General features: G+C 71.2%; 18 protein-coding genes and 1 pseudogene. 11 read left to right on the top strand and 8 right to left on the bottom strand.

Annotated elements, in window-relative coordinates; all coding sequences use genetic code 11:
- Positions 1-129: 129 nt before the first annotated feature.
- Entirely contained in the window at positions 130-777 is a 648-nt protein-coding gene (locus GGQ69_RS12150; protein WP_183528904.1) for a GntR family transcriptional regulator, read from the top strand.
- Positions 778-817: 40 nt separating this feature from the next.
- Here the strand turns inward: GGQ69_RS12150 and GGQ69_RS12155 are convergent, their stop codons facing one another.
- Positions 818-1,108: a cupin domain-containing protein gene (locus tag GGQ69_RS12155; RefSeq protein WP_183528906.1), complete on the bottom strand. Its 291-nt coding sequence runs from the start codon at positions 1,106-1,108 to the stop codon at positions 818-820.
- A 251-nt stretch (positions 1,109-1,359) separates the two neighbouring features.
- On the opposite strand from GGQ69_RS12155, the gene GGQ69_RS12160 reads away from it, so the two are divergent.
- The 3 genes and pseudogenes from GGQ69_RS12160 to GGQ69_RS12170 form a co-directional block, all read left to right on the top strand.
- Positions 1,360-2,316: a metal ABC transporter substrate-binding protein gene (locus GGQ69_RS12160; RefSeq protein WP_183528908.1), complete on the top strand. Its 957-nt coding sequence runs from the start codon at positions 1,360-1,362 to the stop codon at positions 2,314-2,316.
- Positions 2,316-3,080 carry a metal ABC transporter ATP-binding protein gene (locus GGQ69_RS12165; RefSeq protein ID WP_183528910.1) on the top strand — a complete coding sequence of 255 codons (765 nt, stop codon included), beginning with the start codon at positions 2,316-2,318 and terminating at the stop codon, positions 3,078-3,080. The genes GGQ69_RS12160 and GGQ69_RS12165 overlap by 1 nt, the downstream gene beginning before the upstream one ends.
- Positions 3,077-3,934, top strand: a pseudogene (locus tag GGQ69_RS12170) (metal ABC transporter permease); the annotation flags it as partial. The gene GGQ69_RS12165 and the pseudogene GGQ69_RS12170, both read left to right, overlap by 4 nt.
- Positions 3,935-4,082: 148 nt before the next feature.
- On the opposite strand, the gene GGQ69_RS12175 reads toward GGQ69_RS12170, so the two are convergent.
- The gene (locus GGQ69_RS12175) at positions 4,083-4,763 is read right to left on the bottom strand and encodes a metal-dependent transcriptional regulator (RefSeq protein WP_183528913.1); all 681 of its coding nucleotides are present in this window, start codon (positions 4,761-4,763) and stop codon (positions 4,083-4,085) included.
- A gap of 112 nt (positions 4,764-4,875) precedes the next feature.
- Here GGQ69_RS12175 and mgtE point away from each other — a divergent pair, with 112 nt between their 5' ends.
- On the top strand, positions 4,876-6,237 hold the full coding sequence (gene mgtE / locus GGQ69_RS12180; RefSeq protein ID WP_183528915.1) for a magnesium transporter: 1,362 nt from the start codon (positions 4,876-4,878) through the stop codon (positions 6,235-6,237).
- 28 nt (positions 6,238-6,265) lie between these two features.
- On the opposite strand, the gene GGQ69_RS16900 is transcribed toward mgtE, so the two are convergent.
- On the bottom strand, positions 6,266-8,449 hold the full coding sequence (locus GGQ69_RS16900) for a LuxR family transcriptional regulator (protein ID WP_183528917.1): 2,184 nt from the start codon (positions 8,447-8,449) through the stop codon (positions 6,266-6,268).
- Positions 8,450-8,737: 288 nt separating this feature from the next.
- The gene (locus GGQ69_RS12190; protein WP_183528919.1) at positions 8,738-8,875 is read right to left on the bottom strand and encodes a hypothetical protein; all 138 of its coding nucleotides are present in this window, start codon (positions 8,873-8,875) and stop codon (positions 8,738-8,740) included.
- Here GGQ69_RS12190 and GGQ69_RS12195 point away from each other — a divergent pair.
- The 4 genes from GGQ69_RS12195 to GGQ69_RS12210 all read left to right on the top strand — a co-directional run bounded on the left by GGQ69_RS12195 (position 8,865) and on the right by GGQ69_RS12210 (position 14,995).
- Positions 8,865-11,363: a PEP/pyruvate-binding domain-containing protein gene (locus tag GGQ69_RS12195; RefSeq protein ID WP_183528921.1), complete on the top strand. Its 2,499-nt coding sequence runs from the start codon at positions 8,865-8,867 to the stop codon at positions 11,361-11,363. The genes GGQ69_RS12190 and GGQ69_RS12195 overlap by 11 nt on opposite strands.
- Before the next feature lie 243 nt (positions 11,364-11,606).
- Positions 11,607-12,347: an Ltp family lipoprotein gene (locus GGQ69_RS12200; protein WP_183528923.1), complete on the top strand. Its 741-nt coding sequence runs from the start codon at positions 11,607-11,609 to the stop codon at positions 12,345-12,347.
- Between the two features lie 384 nt (positions 12,348-12,731).
- Complete coding sequence (locus GGQ69_RS12205) at positions 12,732-13,877, top strand: DUF1524 domain-containing protein (protein WP_183528925.1); 1,146 nt, start codon at positions 12,732-12,734, stop codon at positions 13,875-13,877.
- 74 nt (positions 13,878-13,951) lie between these two features.
- A complete protein-coding gene (locus GGQ69_RS12210) occupies positions 13,952-14,995 on the top strand; it encodes a restriction endonuclease (protein ID WP_183528927.1) in 1,044 nt (347 codons plus the stop codon).
- Between the two features lie 135 nt (positions 14,996-15,130).
- Here the strand turns inward: GGQ69_RS12210 and GGQ69_RS12215 are convergent, their stop codons facing one another.
- The gene (locus GGQ69_RS12215) at positions 15,131-15,640 is read right to left on the bottom strand and encodes an Lrp/AsnC family transcriptional regulator (RefSeq protein WP_183528930.1); all 510 of its coding nucleotides are present in this window, start codon (positions 15,638-15,640) and stop codon (positions 15,131-15,133) included.
- 108 nt (positions 15,641-15,748) lie between these two features.
- Between GGQ69_RS12215 and ald the strand changes: the two genes are divergently transcribed.
- Both ald and GGQ69_RS12225 read left to right on the top strand, forming a co-directional pair.
- Complete coding sequence (gene ald / locus GGQ69_RS12220; protein ID WP_183528932.1) at positions 15,749-16,867, top strand: alanine dehydrogenase; 1,119 nt, start codon at positions 15,749-15,751, stop codon at positions 16,865-16,867.
- Positions 16,868-17,035: 168 nt separating this feature from the next.
- Complete coding sequence (locus GGQ69_RS12225) at positions 17,036-17,440, top strand: PaaI family thioesterase (protein ID WP_183528934.1); 405 nt, start codon at positions 17,036-17,038, stop codon at positions 17,438-17,440.
- A 72-nt stretch (positions 17,441-17,512) separates the two neighbouring features.
- On the opposite strand, the gene GGQ69_RS12230 is transcribed toward GGQ69_RS12225, so the two are convergent.
- From GGQ69_RS12230 to GGQ69_RS12240, 3 genes are read right to left on the bottom strand one after another with little or no spacing between them, the layout of a single operon-like run.
- On the bottom strand, positions 17,513-18,715 hold the full coding sequence (locus GGQ69_RS12230) for an ABC transporter ATP-binding protein (RefSeq protein ID WP_183528936.1): 1,203 nt from the start codon (positions 18,713-18,715) through the stop codon (positions 17,513-17,515).
- On the bottom strand, positions 18,712-19,494 hold the full coding sequence (locus GGQ69_RS12235) for an ABC transporter permease (RefSeq protein ID WP_183528939.1): 783 nt from the start codon (positions 19,492-19,494) through the stop codon (positions 18,712-18,714). Before GGQ69_RS12235 ends, GGQ69_RS12230 begins: the two co-directional genes overlap by 4 nt.
- On the bottom strand, positions 19,491-20,402 hold the full coding sequence (locus GGQ69_RS12240; RefSeq protein WP_183528941.1) for an ABC transporter permease: 912 nt from the start codon (positions 20,400-20,402) through the stop codon (positions 19,491-19,493). Before GGQ69_RS12240 ends, GGQ69_RS12235 begins: the two co-directional genes overlap by 4 nt.
- Positions 20,403-20,404 lie beyond the last annotated feature (2 nt).

The following is a 20,404-nucleotide window of genomic DNA, read 5'->3' on the forward strand; positions in this document are numbered from 1 at the left end:
CCCGACGCCGGCCGGGAGGACCCGGCGCGAGTCCCGCCCCTGCCCCGCCGGGCGGGGCGGGACTCATGCCCGATCGATGCGGCATCGAGACGGCAGAGAGCCGCAGCAAACCAGCAGGAAGGGCAGCCGATGGCAGCGAAGGTGGACGCGACCGCGATCCATGCCGCGCTTAAGGCCGAGATCCTGCACGGCGCGCACGAACCCGGCACGCCCTTCCGCGAGGTGGGCCTGGCGGAGCGCTTCGGGGTCTCCCGCACCCCGGTGCGCGAGGCGCTGGGACGGCTGCAGCAGGAGGGCCTGCTCGAGCGCGGCGTCCGCGGCCTGCAGGTGCGCCGCCTCGACCCCGAGGAACTGATGCAGGTGTACGACCTGCGCATCCTGCTCGAGGGGCAGGCCGCCTTCGAGGCCGCGAGCGCCCGCACCGAGATGGACCTGGTGCGCCTGGACGCGCTGCTGGCCCGGGACCGCGAGCTGCAGGACCCGGACAACGCCACCCGGCTGACCACCAACGTCGAGTTCCACGAGGCCCTGTGGTCGGCCACGCGGAACCCGGTGCTCAAGGACCTGCTGGACCGGCTGGCCACCCACCAGATCCACGCCCCCGTCTCCACCCTCACCCGGCCCGGACGCTGGGACCAGGCCCTGGACGAGCACGAGCACATCGTGGACCGCATCCGCGCCCAGGACGGCGAGGCGGCACGCGAGGCCATGCGGGCACACATGACCACCGCCCGGACCCTGCGGCTGGCGATGTTCCAGGACGCGGCGCGGCGGTGACTCCTCGCATCATGGACGCCACGTCATGATCGGTGGCCCCTTACAGGTGCTCCACCTCGACGAAGACGACCGCGTCTGACGCCTCCCGGTTCTCCACCCGATGCTCGGTGCCGGCGGGCCGGGTGTAACTCTGCCCGGTCACGAGTTCGGCCACCACCTCGCTGCCGTCGGCGTTCGTCACGTGCATGGTGCGGGAGACGAGGGGAATCACCACGTACTCGTGGTCATGCCGGTGCATGGGGATGGTCTGTCCGGGTTCGAGCGTCCACTTCGTCACGCGGAAGTGGTCGTTCTCGAGCTGGACCTCGCAGCGGGGGGACCCAGTGCTCATGATTGCTCCTTCGCGACCGCGGGGGCTGGCATGTGACGATTGACACAGCATAGGCCGGATCCCCTTGCCCCAGCCGCGCCCCTGACGGCGAGACCGAGTCGCCGCAGGTGGGCAGGAACCCGCTCCGGCCAGTGGCGCCCACCCGCCCGGGACGGCACTCCAACCCTGCCGCTCCGCTCAAGTTCGCTGCTATCCTCTTTTTTGTTCGTCAAGGCGAACATTTGCGGGAATGCGTGATGAAGGGAGTCGCGATGGCGCGACACAGACGATGGGCGACGGTCCTGGCCGCCGCCCTGACGGCAGCCACCCTGGGACTGACGGGGTGCTCGGGGCCGGCCGGGACGGACGGTGACGGCGGCAACGGGGCCCAGGGCGCGGACCCGGACGCCCCCATGGTCCTGACCACGTTCACCGTGCTGGCGGACATCGCCCGGAACGTGGCCGGGGAGCACCTGCGGGTGGAGTCGATCACCAAGGTCGGGGCGGAGATCCACGGGTACGAACCGACGCCCCGGGACGTGGCCAAGGCCTCCGAGGCGGACCTGATCCTGGACAACGGCCTGAACCTGGAGCTCTGGTTCGAGCAGTTCTCGGACCAGGCCGGCGTGCCGCACGTGGTGGTCTCCGAGGGCGTGGAGGTCCTGGACATCACCGGGGACGCCTACGCCGGCCTGCCGAACCCGCATGCCTGGATGAGCCCGCAGAACGTGCAGTCCTACGTGGACACCATGGTCGCCTCGTTCAGCGACCTCGCCCCCGAGCACGCCGTGGACTTCGCCGCCAACGGGGAGGACTACAAGGCGCAGCTGCAGCAGGTCCAGGACGACCTCGTCGAGGACCTCGCGCACCTGCCCGAACAGCAGCGCGCCCTGGTGACGTGCGAGGGGGCGTTCTCCTACCTGGCCCGGGATGCCGGGCTGGAGGAACGCTACATCTGGCCGGTCAACGCGGAGCAGCAGGCCACCCCGCAGCAGATCGCGGACACCATCGAGTTCGTCCGGGACCAGGACGTCCCAGCGGTGTTCTGCGAGTCGACGGTCTCGGACGCCCCGATGCAGCAGGTGGTCGCGGCCACGGACGCCGTCTACGGCGGCACGCTGTACGTGGACTCCCTCTCCGAGCCCGACGGGCCGGTCCCGACCTACCTGGACCTCATCCGGCACGACGCGGACACCATCGTCACCGGGCTCACGGGACAGGCCGGCTGATGGGCGCCATCGAGGTCACCGACGTGGTCGTGCGGTACGGCAACGTGCTCGCCCTGGACGGCGTCAGCGCCGACGTCGCGCCCGGGCGGGTCACCGGGCTGATCGGGATGAACGGCTCCGGCAAGTCCTCGCTGTTCAAGACCGTCATCGGCAGCCTGCGCCCCGAGCGCGGACAGGTCCGCATCGACGGCCACTCCCCCGCCACCGCCCGGCGGCAGGGCCTGATCGGTTACGTCCCGCAGAGCGAGGAGGTGGACTGGACGTTCCCCGTCTCGGTCCGGGACGTGGTCATGATGGGCCGCTACGGACGCCTCGGCCCCACCCGGCGGCCGCGGGCGGCCGACCGGGCCGCCGTGGAGCAGGCCCTGGAACGGGTGGAGCTGACCGACTACGCGGACCGGCAGATCGGCCAGCTCTCGGGGGGCCAGCGCAAGCGGGCCTTCGTGGCCCGCGGCCTCGCGCAGGACGCCCGAGTGCTGCTGCTGGACGAGCCCTTCGCCGGCGTGGACAAGGCCTCCGAGGCCACGATCGTGAAGCTGCTGCGCCAGCTCGCCGACGACGGCCGGACCGTCCTGGTCTCCACCCACGACCTGCACGCCCTGCCCGAGCTGGCCGACGAGGCGATCCTGCTGATGCGCCGGGTGCTGTTCCACGGGCCGGTGACCGAGGCCCTGCGGCCGGAACGGCTGGCGATGGCCTTCGGCCTGGACCCCTCCGCGACCCCCGCTGCGCCCGCCGCCCCCGACCGGATCGAGACCCCATGACCCCGCTCGAGCTGCTCCTGGAACCGCTCCAGTACGACTTCATGGTCCGCGCCCTGGCCACCGCGGCCATCGCCGCCGTGGTCTGCTCACTGTTGTCCTGCTGGCTGGTGCTGGTGGGCTGGTCCCTCATGGGCGACGCCGTCTCGCACGCCGTGCTGCCCGGGGTGGTGATCGCCTACGTGCTCGGTGTGCCCTTCGCCCTGGGCGCCCTGGTCTTCGGCTTCCTCGCCGTGGCGCTGATCGGGGGACTGCGGGACACCAGCCGGGTCAAGGAGGACGCCGCCATCGGCATCGTCTTCACCACGCTGTTCGCCCTCGGGCTGGTGCTGATCTCGGTCACCCCCAGCCAGACGGACTTGAACCACATCATCTTTGGCAACATCCTGGGCGTCTCCACCGCCGAGCTGGTGCAGATCGGGGTGCTCGCCGCCGTCGCGTTCGCCGTGCTGCTGGTCAAGCGGCGGGACCTGACCCTGTACGCCTTCGACCCCACCCACGCGCACGCGATCGGGCTGAACCCGCGCCGGCTGGGCGCGCTGCTGCTCGGCGTGCTGGCCCTGACCTGCGTGGTGACCCTGCAGGTGGTCGGCGTGATCCTGGTAGTGGCGCTGCTGATCATCCCGGGTGCCACCGCGTACCTGCTCACGGACCGCTTCGGGCGGATGCTGGTGATCGCCCCGGTGCTCTCCGTGGCCTGCTCGGTGGCCGGGATCTACCTCAGCTACTGGCTGGACGCCGCCTCCGGCGGGCTCGTGGTGCTGGTGCACGGCGCCGTGTTCGCCCTCGTCTACCTGTTCGGGCCGCGGCACGGGCTGCTGGGCCGGTACCGGGCCCGACGGCGGCACGGGCCGGCCGGCGTCGGGCCCGCCGACAGTGAGTCAGTCGGCATGGGGTCGGCCAGCGCAGGATCCGGTGCCGGCCAGGCGGTGCCGGTCCCCGGGCCGGGCGACACAGCGGGCGGGGCACCCCGCCCGCGGCCTGACGGGCTCTCCCCCGCGGCCCCTAGCGCGGCGCCGCGCTGACCCAGACCATCTCCGCGGCCGGGCGCCCGAGGGCCAAGTGGTCGGCCCGGCCCTGCACCCGGACCTCGACGGAGTCCGAGTAGGGGGCGCCGGCGCGGACCTCGACCTGCGTGCCGACGCCGATGCCGCGGTCGGCGAAGAACTGCAGCAGGCCCGGGTCCGCGTCCGAGATGCGCTCGACCGTGCCGGCGGTGCCCGGTTCCAGGGCGGAGAGCACGACGGCGTCCGGCAGGTCGACGGTGCCGTCCGGCCCGGGGATGGGGTCGCCGTGGGGGTCGCGGCGCGGGCGGCCGAGGTAGTCGTCCATGCGCTCGACCATGAAGTCCGAGACGGCGTGCTCCAGGGTCTCGGCCTCGTCGTGCACCTGCTCCCACCCGTAGCCCAGGACCTCCACGAGGAACGTCTCGATGAGCCGGTGACGGCGCACCATCTCCACGGCGAGCCGACGGCCCTCCTCGGACAGTTCGACCGACCCGTACGGGGAGTGCAGCAGCAGGCCCTGGTCGGAGAGCTTGCGGATCGCGTCCGAGGCCGTGGACAACCGGACCCCGGCACGGGCCGCGAGCGCCGAGGGCGTCACCGGTTCGTCCGACCATTCCTGCAGCACCCAGACGACCTTGAGATAGTTCTGGGAACTCGTCGAGAGCCGGGAGACAGACACGCTCACAGGATAGCGACACCGCGTCACCGGACCGGGCCACCGCGCTGCCGGCCCGGCCCGCGGGACGACCAGTCGGGCCCGGGGAGGCTCCATGGCGCGGCAGACTGGTCCCATGCCCCATCCCACCTTCCCCAGCGCTCAGGACCGTGCCGTCACCCTCCTCGGCCGCGCCCTGGCCAGACAGGATCTCGACGCCGTCACCGCGCTCGTGGACCCCCTGCCGGACGACCAGGTCACCCGGGTCCTGGAACGGCTCGGCACCGACCACCGCGCCGTGGTCTATCGGTTGCTGCCGAAGGACACCGCGCTGGCCGTCTTCGAGCGGCTGGACGCCTCCCTGCAGGGTGAACTCGTCGGCGCCCTGCGCGAGGAGGACGTGGCCTCGACGTTCGCGGAGCTCGAACCGGACGACCGCGTGGGGCTGCTGGACGAGCTCCCCGCCTCGGTGGCGACCCGGTTGATGCAGGGCCTGCCGGACCAGGAACGGGACCTGACCGCCGTCGTGCTCGGCTACCCGGCCGGCTCGATCGCCCGGAGAATGAGCCCCGAGTACGTCACCACCCGCGCCGAGCACACGGCCCGGCAGGCCCTGGACCGGGTGCGGTCCGGGCTGGCCGACGCCGAGACGGTCTACACCGTCCCGGTGATCGACGACGGCCGGAAGGTGCTGGGCGTGGTCAGCCTGCGCGCCCTGTTGCGGGCGGCCCCGGAGGCACCGGTGTCCGCCCTGATGCGCCCGGCGTACACCGCGACCGTCACCGACCCGGCGGAGAACGCGGCACGCCGGTGCGCGAACCTGAAGGTCCTGGCTCTGCCCGTCGTCGACGCGGAGGGACGCCTGGTCGGCATCCTCACGGTGGACGACGCCCTGCGGATCCTCGAGGACGCCGACTCCGAGGACCAGGCCCGCATGGGCGGGTCCGAACCGTTGCGCCGGCCCTACCTCGCCACCCCGGTGCTGAGCCTGGTGCGCTCCCGGGTGGTGTGGCTGCTGGTGCTGGCGATCGGCGCCACGCTCACGGTCCAGGTCCTGGAGGTCTTCGAGCAGACCCTCGAGCAGATGGTCGTGCTCTCGGTGTTCATCCCCCTGCTCATCGGCACGGGCGGCAACACCGGCAACCAGGCGGCCACCACCGTCACCCGCGCCCTCGCCCTGGAGGACGTCACCCCCGGGGACATCGCCAAGGTCATGCTCCGCGAGCTACGGGTGGGCCTCAGCCTGGGACTGGCACTGGGCACCGCGGGCTTCGCCGTCACCTCGGTGGTCTACGACGTGTCCATCGGCACGATCATCGGGCTCACCCTGGCGAGCATCTGCACCATGGCCGCCACCGTCGGCGGGGCCATGCCCCTGATCGCCAAGGCCATCGGCGTGGATCCCGCGGTCTTCTCGAACCCGTTCATCACCACCTTCGTGGACGCCACCGGCCTGCTCGTCTATTTCTTCATCGCGCGGGCCGTGCTCGGCCTGTGAGCCGTGCCGTGCCGGATGCCCCAGCGCGTCAGAGCCCGTAGTGCTGGGCCCGCTCGAGGGCGTCCGTGGCCTTCTCGGCGCCGAGCTTGGCGTACAGGCTGCGCAGCTGGCCCTTGATCGTGTTCTCGGACCGGACGGTGTGCTCGGCCATCTGCTTGCGCGTCATCCCCTGCCGCAACAGCTCCAGCACCTCCCGCTCCCGGGCTGTCAGCACGGGCGGCTGCTCGCGGGTCAGGACGGGTTGCGGCAGCGCGGACAACCGTGTCGCCTGGTCCTCGGTGACGATGCCGAACCGCAACAGGTCCGGCAGGCATCCCAGGTGGACGAGCGTGACCAGGTCGATCAGTTCCCCGTCCGGGCAGGACAGGTCCGCGGCCTCGTCCGGCAGCCCCTCGGCGGTCCCGTCCCCCGCCACCGACGTGGCGTAGGACCGCAGCAGCGCGGCCACCGCCCGTTGCTGACGCCCGACGCGCGGCGGCCGGCTCAGAGCGCGCAGGGCACCCTCCACGGACCCCTGGCCCAGGCAGCGGCACGCCTCCAGGTTGGCCAGGGCGGAGTTCTGCTGCCAGCCGCGGATCTCCGAGGCGGTTCCGCCCACCAGTTCGGCGTAGTGATGGGCCTCGGTCAGCAGGCGGTCGGCCAGGGGGGCCCGGGAGGCATAGGGCCGGTCCCGGCGCAGGGTCCGGACCTGCCGACGGGCCGTATCCGGGTCCCCGCGGAGGGTGCGCAGCAGCGCCAGCAGCTGCGCGTGCGCCGACCAGAACTCGTCCGTGTCTGGCTCGGCCGGCAACCGGGCCAGCACCTCCTCGGCCCCCGCCAGGTCGAGTGCCGCCAGGGCACACCAGGCGCGGGCGAGGTCTCCGCACCGGCTCACCTGCTGCCGGCCCCGGCCGACCCTGGACAGCGGGCCGTCCAGTTGCGCCAACCACGACCGGGCCGGCTGGAACTCCCCCTGGTGGGCCGCGAGCAGGGCCAGCTTCGACAGGGCGTCGGCCTCGAGGAAGTCATGGCTCCCGTGCCGCGCGAGATCGAGGGCGCTGGTGTAGGCCAGGCCCGCCTCGTCGAGCCGGTCGGCGAAGTGCAGGCACAGCCCCGCGTGCAGTTCGGCGATGCTGGCCAAGGGAATGCTGATGGGACCGGAGTCCAGTGCCCCGCGCACGGCGCGCCGCAGCTGGACCGCGGCCTCGGCGGCCGCCGCGTAGTGGCCGGACAACCGCAGGTAGCTGATCTCCACCATCCCGAACGCCACCGCACGACCGTTCGGGGTGAGGTACTTGCGGGCGGCGCGAGCCCGGAGCCGGGCCGCGGTCCGGTCCTGGCGCAGGTCCGGTTCCACGGACGGCAGGGGCAGGGTCAACCCCTCGGGCCCGGCCGAGGCCATGATCCGCAGGGCCACGCGCAGGTGGTCCTTCTGGGCGAGCACGGGCTCGGGGATGCGGGCCAGCAGCGCCCGGAGGTACCGCGCGTCGGACGTGAACAACTCGGCGGCCCGGTCGGCCAGCACGGTGTCGAAGGGTATCCATGCCCCGCGCCGGGCCGCGGTCTCCAGGGCCACGCCCACCCGCCCGGCCCGGTCCGTGGCCTCCACCGCGGCGCGCACCATCGAGTCCACCCGGTCGGGTGCCTTCTCCTGCAGGCAGTCCGTGAGGCACCACCGGACCAGTTCGGGCATGAACCATCCTCCCGTGCCGTCGTCACGGATCAGGGCCTCGGTGGCCAGGTCCCGCAGCGCCGGCGCCGGCGACCCGCTGGCCGGCTGGAACTGGCGCAGGACGGCGTCACTGAACTCGGGCAGGTAGGCCGTCTCGGCCATGACCCCCCAGGGGTCGCGGGCTCCCAGCCATTGCAGCAGGGGAACGATCAGGGCCTGACGCGCTGCCCGGGGGGACGGCGACGGGACGAGCAGTGCCCGGACGGCCACGAGCCACCCCCCGGTGAGACGGTAGACCGTCTCCGGATCCGCCGATGCCGGCCGGGCCGGCCCGCCCGGTGGCGGTTGCGCCAGCGTGCCGATCTCCTCGGCGGTCAGCAGCACGTCCGTCGCGTCGGCGAGGCGGCACGGGTGGACGGCCGCCACGTCATGGATGGGGGCGTTCGCGCTGGCGATCACCGCCACCGGACCGTCCCGTTCCGCCAGGCATTGCCCGACCCGTCGGCTGAACGCCTCGGCGTCCTCGAGCGCGCTGTCCCACTGCAGGACCCGTTCCTGCACTGCGGCGTCCGGGGCTTCCGGGGCTTCCGGGGCTGATCCCGGTCCCTGTTCCACCCAGCCGGCCGCGAACCATTCCGCACCCGTCCCGCCGGGCGCCCGGATGACGAGCAGCCGCTCCTCCGGAACCGGCTGCCTCCGGAATCGTCGCAGGGCAGGGTGCGGCTGCCCCGCCCCGTTCGGCCGCGGGGATCCCGCCGCCTGAACGTGGCTCAGACCTGTGTCCATCATTGAGTTCTCCCCTCTCAGCCGCCAGTTTCTCATGTCCGGACCGGTCCGGAGCGTCCTGCGTCACACCACCGGGACACCGGGGCCTTGACCGTTCCACGGCACGGGCCGGATCATCGGCTGCACGGCGACCGGCCCCTCCACGTGGCCCATCCACCGTTCACCCACCCGGCCGCGCAGGAAGGCGCTCATGGAGGTCATCGACCTGTCCCGCATCACCCCGGACCTCACGCCCCTGATCGGCGGCAAGGCGGCCGGGCTGGGCGCGCTCATCGCCGCGGGTGAGCGGGTGCCCGCCGGGTTCTGCCTGACCACCCAGGCGTACCGGGCCGGTGCCATCCCGGAGGACGCGGTCCTGACCGCCTACCGCGCCCTCGGCGGCGGTCCGGTCGCCGTGCGGTCCAGCGCCACGGCGGAGGACCTGCCCGGCGCCAGCTTCGCCGGCCAGCAGGACACCGTCCTGGGCGTGGAGGGTGAGACGGCGCTGCTCGATGCGATCCGGCAGTGCTGGGCCTCCCTCGGCAACGAGCGCGCCGTCGCCTACCGGGCCGGGCAGGGACTGCAGGACGCGGAACTGGCGATGGCCGTCGTCGTGCAGGAGATGATCACCCCGAGCGCGGCCGGGGTGATGTTCACCGCCAACCCGCTGACCGGCACCCGCACCGAGACCGTCATCGACGCGGTCCCGGGCCTGGGCACCGGCGTGGTGGACGGCACCATGGACACCGACCACTACGTGCTGCCCGCACGCGGCCCCGTCCCGGCCGACCAGCACCACGGCTGCCTCTCCCCCGGCCAGCTCGACGCGCTGCGCGCGGCCGGCCACCGCGTGCAAAGCGCCCTCGGCAGCCCCCAGGACATCGAGTTCGCCTACGACGCCCGGGGCACCCTGTGGCTGCTGCAGTCCCGGGCCATCACCACCCTCTTCCCGCTCCCGGCCGGGAACGATCCCGACGACCCCCGGATCTACATGGAGGTCGGCCACATGCAGGGCCTGCGGCGCCCGGTCACCCCGATGGGGATCTCCGTGCTGCGCGAGACCACCCGCCGCTGGTTCCAGCTCATCGGCGTCGACGATGCCGCGGTCGACCCGTTCCTCGTGGACATCGGCGGCCGGCTGTTCATGGACCTCACCGGCTTCGTCCGCAGCCCGCGGCTGCACGACCGGGTCCCCGAGATGGTGAAGGTCTACGGCCCGGCCGTGGCCCGGGGCGTGCGCCGCATCCTCGACGACCCCCGCTACGCGCCCCGGCCCGCGGCTCCCGGCCGCCGCGCGTTCTCCCGCCGGGCGACGGCGCGGCTGCTCCTGGCGGTGCTCCCGGCCTCGCTGTTCGGCGCCCTGTGCGCCCTGGCCCGGCCGGCCGCCGCGCGCGAGCGCGCCTTCCGTGAACTCGAGAGGGTCCGCCACCAGCCCCGGACCGACCCGACGGACGCGGTCAGCCGGATTCGCTCCGCCGCCGGGCTGCAGGACGCCACGATGACCGGGCCGATGATGCGCTCGCTGCCGCCGCTGTGGGCGGCGCTCTTCGCCCAGGGGGTGGCCGGCTGGCTGCTGCGCGGCGTGGTGCGTCCGGGCGAGTTGAACGCGACCCTGCGCGGCATGCCCCACAACGTCACCACGCAGATGGACCTGAAGCTGTGGTCCGTGGCCGAGGCGGCCCGCCCGCACCGCGAGCTGCTGCTCGGCACGGCCCCGGACGAGCTCGCGGCGCGCTTCCTGCGCGGCGAGCTGCCCGAGTTCGGCCTGGCCGGGTTCCTGGCGGAGTACGGGATCCGCGGCAGTGCCGAGATCGACGTCGGCTCCCCCCGGTGGGCCGATGACCCCACCCCGGTCTTCGCCGCGCTGGCCGGTTACCTGCAGGTGTCCGACCCGGACCAGGCCCCGCCCGCCCGGTTCGCCCGCGCCGCCGCCGAGGCCGAGGCCGCCCTGGCGGACCTCACCGACCGGGCCCGGCGGGTCCGCCCGGTCCGGGGCCGGATCGCCCGGTCCCTGTTGCGCCGCAGCCGCGAACTGGCCGGCCTGCGGGAGCTGCCCAAGTTCCTCTGGCTCACCCCCCTGGCGGAGGTCCGCCGGGAGCTGCTGGCCGCCGGAGCCGACCTCGCCGGGCGGGGGATCCTGGACCAGCCGGACGACATCCTGTTCCTGACGCTGGACGAGGCCCTCGGGGCCGCCGGCGGAGCAGACCTGCGCGCGGTGGTGGGCGGCCGCCGTCGGGAGCACGACCGCGAGACCCGACGGCGGCAGGTCCCCGGGCTGCTGCTGTCCGACGGGACCAATCCGCAGGCCCTGCCGGACGAGCGGGCGGCCGAGCACGGACCGGACGTGCTGGTCGGTCAACCGGCCGCCACCGGTGTGGCGACCGGGCCGGTGCGGATCGTGCACCACCCGTCCGAGGCGCGGCTGCAACCCGGTGACATCCTCGTCGCCCCGACCACCGACCCGGGGTGGACCCCCCTGTTCCTCACGCTCGGCGGCCTCATCACGGAGACCGGATCGCCCATCGCCCACGGACCCACCGTGGCTCGCGAGTACGGCATCCCCGCGATCATCTGCGTGCCCGAGGCCACCACCCGGCTGACCGAGGGGCAGGTGGTCACCATCGACGGAGCCACGGGGCTGGTCCGGATGCACGGCGCAGAGGAGCCGGACGGTGCCGAGAATGAGGGCGGCCTGAAGGCAAACCCCTAGTCAGCAGGAAGCCTCTCCCTCTCTCGAGGGCGGGGCCTGCGGGGGGCCGTTCGGCAGCGCGTTCCCTTAGCGTGTCCGCCGTTCTGCGTAAGGTCACCACCACGATCGAACCCGCCGCACGCGAGACATCCCCTTCGATCCCTGTTCCGGCAGCACCCCGGAGAAGCGGCATTGCAGTCCTCACCGCACTGCCGTGTGACACCGTCCATCGCTTCCCCCGCGAGTCTCATGAAGGAGCTTCCCATGACCGGGAACCAGTCATTCCCCTCGGGCACCTCACCCCACGACCCAGTTGTGACGTCCCCCTACACCGACCAGGCTGCGAAGAAGTCCGCACGGCCCTGGTACCGCAAGAAGCGGTTCATCCTGCCCACCGGCGTCCTGGCTCTGTTCGTCGCAGCAGGGATCGCCGGTGGCGGCGGGGACGTCCCTGAGACGGAGGCCGCACCGCAGGGCACGTCCGTCGCCAGCCCCTCGACCGCCCAGCCCACCGCAGACATCGGTGCAGAGGCCAGCGCCCGGGCTGAGAGGAAGGCCCAGGAGTCCGCCCAGGCAGAGGCAGAGGCTGAGGCCGCGAAGAAGGCCGACGCTGAGGCGAAGGCGGAAGCCGACGCCCAGGCGTCCCAGGAGGCCGAAGCAAAGGCTGAGGCCGAAGCAGAGGCTGAGGCACAGGCCGCCGAGGAGGCTGCGGCCGGCACGGTGAGCCAGCAGAACGCCCTGCGGTCCGCCGAGAACTACCTGGACTTCACCGCCTTCTCCCGGCCGGGCCTGATCGACCAGTTGGAGTTCGAGGGGTACTCGACCGCGGACGCCACCTGGGCCGTGGACCGCCTGACGGTCGACTGGAAGGAACAGGCCGTCAAGTCCGCCGCCAACTACCTCGACTTCACGTCCTTCTCGCGGCAGGGCCTGATCGACCAGTTGGTCTTCGAGGGCTTCACCGCCGAGCAGGCCACCTACGGCGTGGACCAGACGGGCCTGTAACCGGGCCTGTGACCGGACCGGGCCTGGGTCCTCGCTCACTCGCGGACCTTCTTCGCGCCTCAATCCTCTCCAGTCCCTGCGCAGGACACCCCGGGTGCCGGACGACGACGCGTCGACCGCCCGGGGTGGCTGTTGTCCCGACGATGCCTGCTCTCCAAACAGTGCCTGCTCTCCAGACCAGGGTTCGGCCCCCGGACGATGCGCCCTCCCGGTGGACACGGACTCGAGTGGGTCAATCCCGGTTTTGACCGTGACCATCGGGGATACTGGATTGATCCCACCGTCTCTCACGCCTGGTTCACCGTGTCCCGCGATGCCTCCGCGGACACGCTACCGACCGGATCCCGGTCAGCACCCGGCGTCCTCCCCGAAAGCACCGACTCCATGAATCTCCAGCGCGTCCTGTCCGCAGGTTCCGCAGCCCTTGCCCTCCTCCTGGTCACCACCGGGTGCGCCCCGGGCGCGGACAACGCCTCCTCCACCCCCACGGACAGCACGACGGCCACGGTGAGCGTCGCCGCGGCCCCGGCAACCCCGAGTGTTCCTGCCGCATCGACCGCGGCCACTACCGCGGTCCCCCACGCGCGGGCCACGGCAGACCGGTCGATGGCCGCCAGCACGCCGTCACCGTCCCTCGCCCCGCAGCGCCAGGGTTCCGGACCGGCAGCGGCCGGGACCGCACTGGCCGTCCTGGAGACCCTGCCGGTGAAGGGGCGGGCGCCGAAGACCGGCTACGCCCGGGACCAGTTCGGCCCGGCGTGGGCGGACGTCGACCGCAACGGTTGCGACACCCGCAACGACATGCTTTCCCGGGACCTGGTCGGGGAGCGGTTCAAGCCCGGCACCCGTGACTGCGTGGTCCTCTCCGGGGTGCTCGATGATCCCTACACCGCCACCGAGATCCACTTCCTCCGCGGCCAGGACACCTCCAACGACGTGCAGATCGACCACGTGGTCGCTCTGTCCGATGCCTGGCAGAAGGGTGCCCAGCAGCTCTCCGCGGACGAGCGGATCCGGTTCGCGAACGACCCGGTGAACTTGCTCGCCGTGGACGGACCGGCGAACGCCCAGAAGTCCGATTCCGACGCCGCTTCCTGGCTGCCACCGAACCGGTCGTTCCGCTGCGACTACGTCGCCCGGCAGATCGCCGTCAAGGCGGAGTACGCACTCTGGGTGACCTCCGCCGAGAGGGACGCCATGATCCGCGTGCTCGACGGTTGCCCGGACCAGTCCCTCCCCACCGCGCAGACCGCCGCGACCGCGTATCCGGTCATCACCCGTTCCACGCAGTCACCCGCGCCGGCCCAGGCGCCCAAGAGGACCCACGCCCCGGAGTTGACCCCGAAGAAGGCCCAGACGCCTGCTCCCCGCAAGACCTACACCCCTGCCCCGCCCACGACGGCGGCTGCGACCGTCTACTTCAAGAACTGCACCGCCGCACGCGCCGCCGGCGCGGCCCCGGTCCGCATCGGGGACCCCGGGTACGCCCGCCACCTGGACCGCGACGGCGACGGGGTCGGTTGCGAGTGAGTAACCAGCGCTGATCGCCCAACCGCCTCTGTCGTCCCCTATCAGGGGGGAAGCACGCCCCCTAGGGTGGGGGCATGAGGTTCTGGGGCATCCACAACGACACCTTGACGACAGAACTCGTCGACGAGGGATTCGTCAGCATCGGCTGGGACGAACTCGGCGATCTCAACCAGATTGCCGGAGGCCGGGAGGGGCTCAAGTCTGCGCTTGATCGTGAGCAGCCAGGCCGGAAGCCGGGAGCTATCGCCGGCTGGGCTGGAGTCCTCATCCGATTCCGTGACGAAATCGAGGTGGGAGATGTCGTGGTCGCGCCGTATAAGCCAGACAGCACCATCAATATCGGCGTGGTGACTGGTGACTACTACTACGCCGCGGACGCTCCGGAGCACCGGCACCGTCGACGGGTCGAGTGGAAGAAGATTGGTCTCTCCAGAACAGTCTTCTCGCAGTCGGCGCTCTACGAAGTGGGTGCGTTTCTCACGGTCTTCCGCATCCGTAAGCATGTCACCGAGTTCCTGGCCGCCATGGAGGCCACCGATGACGCCGTGGGTACCGGTCTTCGCCAGACCGAGCCCGAAGCCCAAGCCGTCGAGACAGTCATTGAATCCGAAGTGTCAGATGACTCGCCCGACGAGCCCCGTGCCTCACGGATCGACAGACACACGCGAGACTTTGTGCTCAATGCCCTGCACCGCCAGATCAGCCATGCGGACTTCGAGCAGTTCACCGCCGTCCTGCTCCGGGCACTTGGCTACCAGGCCCGCGTCACCGCATATTCCCAGGATGGCGGCATCGATGTCATCGCCCACAGGGATCCGTTGGGCGTCGAACCGCCACAAATCAAGGTCCAGTGCAAACATCTGACGGGTTCAGTCGGCGCTCCCGATGTCCAGCAGCTGGCAGGCACCCTTGGACAGAACGATCTCGGCCTGTTCGTCACGCTCGGGACATACACGCGGGACGCCCAGAACATCGAGCGCCAGAGATCCGGGCTGCGCTTGTTGAACGGCGAGGACGTCGTCTCCATGGTCCTCGCCAACTACGACAAGCTGCCCCAGGAATGGCGGTCCATAATCCCCCTGACCAATGTCTTGGTCGTGGCCGATACCGCAGAATAGGGGACCACTCGCCCTCGCCCCCCATCACAACCCCGCGCAGCGGTGCTGCGGGCCTCCGCCACGGCCCGGGCCAGCTGGTGACCCCGGCCGCCTCGCCGATCAGCACGTGCCGGCGCCTCCTCCGACCCCCGCGCCTCAGAGGGCGGCGGGCCCGGCGACGTGGTCGAACACCAAACTCGTCTGGGTGGTGGCCACGATGGGGTTGGAGGACAGGTGCTCGAGGACGAACTGGCGGATGTGCTCGGTGTCCCGCGCCGTGAGGTGGATCAGGAAGTCGTCCATCCCGGCGAGGAAGAAGTACTGCGTCACCTCCGGCACGGTCTTGAGCGTCTCGGCGAACGTCGCGATCTGCTGACGGGCCCCGGGCCGCACGCGGACGCTGATCAGCGCCTCGATGCCCCGCCCCAGCGCCTGGGGATCCACATCGATGGTGAAGCGCCGGATCACCCCGGACTGCTGCAGGGCCTTCATCCGGGCCAGGCACGTGGAGGGGGCCACCCCGAGGGCCTCGCTCAGGGCCTGGTTGGTCATCCTCGCGTTGTCCCGCAGCAGCTCCAGTAGGCGCCGATCGAGGTGATCCAGCTCACGCTGGGGCCGTAGATCCTTCGACGCACCCGGGCCGGGACGGTTTCCACCTTCGAACATTCCTCCAGTATTCCCCGATGTACCGAATCTTCTGCAGTCTTAATGCGCCGTTTCCGTCCTTTCGGAAGAATATCTCACCGAATCAACCGTTTCTTCGGAAGGCACCCCATGATCATCTCCGTCCCCCGCGAAGTGAAGAACAACGAGTACCGGGTCGCGATCACCGTGTCCGGCGTCCACGAACTGACCACCCGAGGCCACCAGGTCCTCGTCGAGACCGGGGCGGGCACCGGGTCCGGCATCACGGACGAGGCCTACCGTTCGGCCGGGGCGGTCATCATTGCCGACGCCGATGAGTTGTGGGCCCGGGCGGACATGGTCCTCAAGGTCAAGGAGCCGGTGGCCGCCGAGTACCGCCACTTCCGGCAGGGGCTGATCCTGTTCACCTACCTGCACCTGGCCGCCGAGCCGGAGCTGACCCGGGCCCTCCTGGACGCCGGCGTCACGGCGATCGCCTACGAGACCGTGCAGACCGCGGACCGCCGCCTGCCGCTGCTGGCCCCTATGAGCGAGGTCGCAGGACGGCTCTCCGTGCAGGCCGGTGCCTCCGCCCTGGCTGCCCCGGCCGGGGGCAAGGGGGTCCTGCTGGGCGGCGTCCCCGGGGTCCGCCCGGCCAAGGTCGTGGTCCTGGGCGCCGGGATGGCCGGCACCAACGCCGCGGCCATGGCCGTGGGCATGGGTGCCGAGGTGACCATCTTGGACATCAACGTGGACCGGCTCCGCCAGCTCGACGCCCAGTACGCCGGCCGCCTCAAGACGGTGGTCTCCAACGCCCTGGAGGTCGAGCGCGCGGTCGTGGACGCCGACCTGGTCATCGGCTCGGTCCTGATCCCCGGCGCCAAGGCCCCCAAGCTCGTCACCGAGGCCATGGTCGCCGCCATGAAGCCCGGCAGCGTGCTGGTGGACATCGCCGTGGACCAGGGCGGTTGCTTCGAGAACACCCGGCCCACCACCCACCAGGACCCCACCTTCCGGGTGCACGAGACCGTGTTCTACTGCGTGGCCAATATGCCCGGAGCGGTGCCGAGCACCTCCACCTACGCCCTGACCAACGCAACCCTGCCCTACGCCGTCGCCCTGGCCGACCTCGGCGTCGACGCCGCCCTGGCCGCCGACCCCGCCCTGGCCGCCGGCCTGAACACCACGGACGGTCATGTCACCCACCGCTCGGTGGGCGAGGCACACGGCCTGCCCTACCTGGACCGCCGGGAGCTCGTGGCGGCCTGACATCACCCAGGGCCGGATCGACACCGGCTGCGACACGACACCGAGGACCGGTCCCCACCCCAGGGTGGAGACCGGTCCTCGGCCGTGACGTCGCGGCCCGCCACCGGCCGATCACCTGACATGATGGCCGCAGAGACCGCACGCCTGCCCCGTGGGAGGAAACCCGCCATGACCGATCTCACGGCCCCGCCCAGTGCCTTCATCCAGGCCTCGGGCTTCACCGCCGACGAGGTGTCCGCCACGCGAGTGCGCGGCCACGCCGACTTCGGCCCCCAGCACCACACCGACCAGGGCGTGGTGCACGGTGGTGTCTACGCGACCATCGTGGAGATCGCCGGCGGGGCCGGGGCCAACGCCGCCGTGGCCGAGCGGGGACAGTTCGCCGTGGGGGTCCACAACGCCACCGACTTCCTGCGGGCCAGCACCGGCGGCCGGGCCCTGGTGACGGCCGAGGCGCTGCACCAGGGCCGGACCCAGCAGCTCTGGCAGGTCGTCATCACGGACGAGGCCTCCGGCAAGGTGCTGGCGCGGGGCATGCTGCGGGTGCAGAACCTGGACCTGCCGGAACGCTAGGCCGCCGGGCCGGCGCCGCCGCGGCATGGGCCCGGATGGCGAACGGTGGTCACCGGCCGCGGCGGCCTGGGCTCACGTGGTGGACTCGTCCCCTTCGCCCAGGTCCTCGAGCAGCACGCCGTGGCGGACGTCCCACGTGACGACGGCCTGGTCTCCCGGCCCGAAGCGCGTGGCGTCGTTCGGGGTGCGGACGATGCCGCTGGTCCCGTCGAAGAGGACCACGTCGTACCGCCAGCCCACGCCGAGGTACGTGGCGGTCTTGACCGTCACCGGCAGGGCGTTCTCCGAGCTGGAGGCCGGGACGTAGCCGGGGAGTTCGAGCGAGAGGTTCTCCGGGCGGACGAGGACCGCCAGGCTCTCGACCCCCCGGCGCTCGCCCGGGACGGTCACGTGATCGTCGCCCACGGCCAGGGTGGTGTTCCCGTCGCGGACCGTGGCCGTGGAGCTCGGAGCCCGCAGCACGGAGGACTCCCCGAGGAAGCGCCCCACGAACAGGGTGTCCGGACGTTCGTAGAGCTCCACGCCCGTGCCGACCTGTTCGATCTTGCCGTTGTTGAACACCGCGATCCGGTCGGAGAGGGACAGGGCCTCCTCCTGGTCATGCGTGACGTAGACGAAGGTGGAGCCGACCTCCTGGTGGATGCGCTTGATCTCCAGCTGCAGCCACTCGCGCAGCTTCTTGTCCAGCGCGCCCAGGGGTTCGTCCATCAGCAGCACCCGGGGGTTGTAGACCAGGGCCCGGGCCAGCGCGGCGCGCTGCTGCTGGCCGCCGGACAGCTCCGCCGGATACCGTCCACCGTACTCGGCCAGGCGCACCATCTGCAGGGACTCGGCGATCCGCTTCTTCTGCTCGGCCTTGGGCATCTTGCGGCGCTGGAGCGGGTAGGCGACGTTCTCCTCGACCGTCATGTGCGGGAAGAGCGCGTAGTTCTGGAACACCATGCCGATGTCCCGCTTGTGCGCCGGCAGCTTGGCCACCGGCTTGCCATAGATGTGCAGCAGGCCCTCGGTGACGTCCGCAAACCCGGCGATCATGTTGAGCGTGGTGGTCTTGCCCGATCCACTGGGTCCCAGCAGCGTCATGAACTCGCCCGGCTCGATGACCAGGTCGATGTCGTCCACCACGGCCTTGTCCCCGTACCGCTTGGTCACGCCCTTCAGGCTGATGCCGGCCTCGTTGATCTGCCGGAGGGTGCGGGTGTCCAGCGAGGCGTCCCTGAGGTCGCGCTCCCCGGGTTCCGCTGCGCCCACGCTGTGCGCTCCAGTCTCGGTCATGTGAGGGCCTTCCTCTTTCGGGTGGCAAGCTGGGCGACCAGCATGACGGTCACGGAGACGGCCATGGTGATGACGGCGACCGCCGCGACCGTCGGGTCGGTGCTCTGCGTGACGCTGCGGTAGATCTTCACCGGAAGCGTCTGCAGGCTCGGATCCTGGATGAACAGGGACAGGATGATCTCGTCGAACGAGGTCACGAAGGCGAACAGCGCCCCCGCGGTGACGCCCGGCACGATCAGCGGCAGCGTGACCGTGAAGAACGTCCGCGCCTTGCTCGCCCCCAGGCTCGCGGCGGCCTGCGCGAGCCTCGGGTCCACGCCCTGGAGGCTGGCCATCACGTTGATGATGACGAGCGGCAGGGCGACGATCGTGTGGGCGAAGACGAACCCGGGGATGGTGCCGAGCAGGTCGAGCCGGATGAACAGCGAGTACAGGCCGATCGCGATGACGATCCCGGGGACGATCATCGGAGCCAGGAAGTAGTTCTCCAGCAGGGACTTGCCCCGGAACCTGACCCGGCTCAGGCCAAGGGACGCGAGCACCCCGGTCACCGTGGCCACGGTGGCCGTCAGGATGGCCACGAGCACCGAGTTGCCGAGTGCCTTGAGCCATTCGCGGTCGGTGAGGAAGTTCTCGTACCACTGCAGCGACCAGCCCTTGGGCGGGAAGTCGAAGGACGGCGAGGCGTTGAAGGAGATCGGCACGATCACCAGGGTTGGCACGATCAGCAGGAAGATGACGAGGACGGAGAAGGCGACGAGGACTCTCTTCATGGTCATTCCGGCTCCACCCCCGGGGCGAGGCTGGCTCCCCGGACGAACCGGTTGAAGACCACGAGGATGATCAGCGTCACCACGAGCAGGGCGATGCCGAGCGCGGCACCCTGGCCCCAGAGCAGGAATACGCTGACCTGCTGGTAGATGAGGGAGGAGACCATCGCCTCCTTCGGCGAGCCCAGCAGCGAGGGGATGATGTAGAAGCCCAGGCCCAGGATGAAGACCGTGATCGATCCCGCGAAGATGCCCGGCCGGGACAGTGGCAGGTAGACCTTGAAGAACGTGGTGATCCCGTTCGCGCCCAGGCTCGAGGAGGCGGACAGCAGGCGGCGGTCGATCTTGGCCAGCGCCGAGTAGATCGGCAGCACCATGAAGGGCAGCAGGACCTGCGCCATGCCCAGCGCGACGCCGAAGGTCGTGCGGATGAGCGGTTGGCGGCCGACGCCGATGGCCTCCAGGAAGTCGTTGATCGGGCCGGTGTCCGCCAGGAGCACCATCCAGGCCAGCGTGCGGACCAGGATGCTGGTCCACAGCGGCATCATGACGAACAGGGTGAGCCATGCCCGGGCACGCTCCCCCACGATCGTCATCAGGTAGGCGTAGGGATAGGCCACCACCAGGCACACGAAGGTGACGACGAGGGAGGTCAGGAAGGTCCGGGCGATGACCTCGAGGTTGACGGGGTTTGTCAGCAGCCACTCATAGTTCTGCAGCCCCGGTTCCGGGTCGGTGATGCTGCGGACGAACACGTCCACCAGCGGCACCAGGAAGAACATGGTGACCACCGCGATGGCCGGCAGGAGCAGGAGCAGCGGGCCCCACTTGACCCGTGATCGGCGGGACGGCCCCGCGCCGGCCGGCGGGGCGGCCAGCGCGGGGTCGGTCGCGAGCGCTCGCGTGGCGGAGCTCATGG

It is taken from the genome of Micrococcus sp. TA1, from assembly GCF_014199555.1.
Lineage (GTDB): Bacteria > Actinomycetota > Actinomycetes > Actinomycetales > Micrococcaceae > Citricoccus.

Coding starts and splice junctions, on each gene's coding strand:
- mgtE (WP_183528915.1), top strand. CDS start 4,876: ATGCCCCATCCCACCTTCCCCAGCGCTCAGGACCGTGCCGTCACCCTC.
- GGQ69_RS12235 (WP_183528939.1), bottom strand. CDS start 19,494: ATGACCATGAAGAGAGTCCTCGTCGCCTTCTCCGTCCTCGTCATCTTC.
- GGQ69_RS12200 (WP_183528923.1), top strand. CDS start 11,607: ATGACCGGGAACCAGTCATTCCCCTCGGGCACCTCACCCCACGACCCA.
- ald (WP_183528932.1), top strand. CDS start 15,749: ATGATCATCTCCGTCCCCCGCGAAGTGAAGAACAACGAGTACCGGGTC.
- GGQ69_RS12230 (WP_183528936.1), bottom strand. CDS start 18,715: ATGACCGAGACTGGAGCGCACAGCGTGGGCGCAGCGGAACCCGGGGAG.
- GGQ69_RS12210 (WP_183528927.1), top strand. CDS start 13,952: ATGAGGTTCTGGGGCATCCACAACGACACCTTGACGACAGAACTCGTC.
- GGQ69_RS12150 (WP_183528904.1), top strand. CDS start 130: ATGGCAGCGAAGGTGGACGCGACCGCGATCCATGCCGCGCTTAAGGCC.
- GGQ69_RS12240 (WP_183528941.1), bottom strand. CDS start 20,402: ATGAGCTCCGCCACGCGAGCGCTCGCGACCGACCCCGCGCTGGCCGCC.
- GGQ69_RS12165 (WP_183528910.1), top strand. CDS start 2,316: ATGGGCGCCATCGAGGTCACCGACGTGGTCGTGCGGTACGGCAACGTG.
- GGQ69_RS12155 (WP_183528906.1), bottom strand. CDS start 1,108: ATGAGCACTGGGTCCCCCCGCTGCGAGGTCCAGCTCGAGAACGACCAC.
- GGQ69_RS12190 (WP_183528919.1), bottom strand. CDS start 8,875: ATGACCTCCATGAGCGCCTTCCTGCGCGGCCGGGTGGGTGAACGGTGG.
- GGQ69_RS12205 (WP_183528925.1), top strand. CDS start 12,732: ATGAATCTCCAGCGCGTCCTGTCCGCAGGTTCCGCAGCCCTTGCCCTC.
- GGQ69_RS12195 (WP_183528921.1), top strand. CDS start 8,865: ATGGAGGTCATCGACCTGTCCCGCATCACCCCGGACCTCACGCCCCTG.
- GGQ69_RS12160 (WP_183528908.1), top strand. CDS start 1,360: ATGGCGCGACACAGACGATGGGCGACGGTCCTGGCCGCCGCCCTGACG.
- GGQ69_RS12225 (WP_183528934.1), top strand. CDS start 17,036: ATGACCGATCTCACGGCCCCGCCCAGTGCCTTCATCCAGGCCTCGGGC.
- GGQ69_RS12215 (WP_183528930.1), bottom strand. CDS start 15,640: ATGTTCGAAGGTGGAAACCGTCCCGGCCCGGGTGCGTCGAAGGATCTA.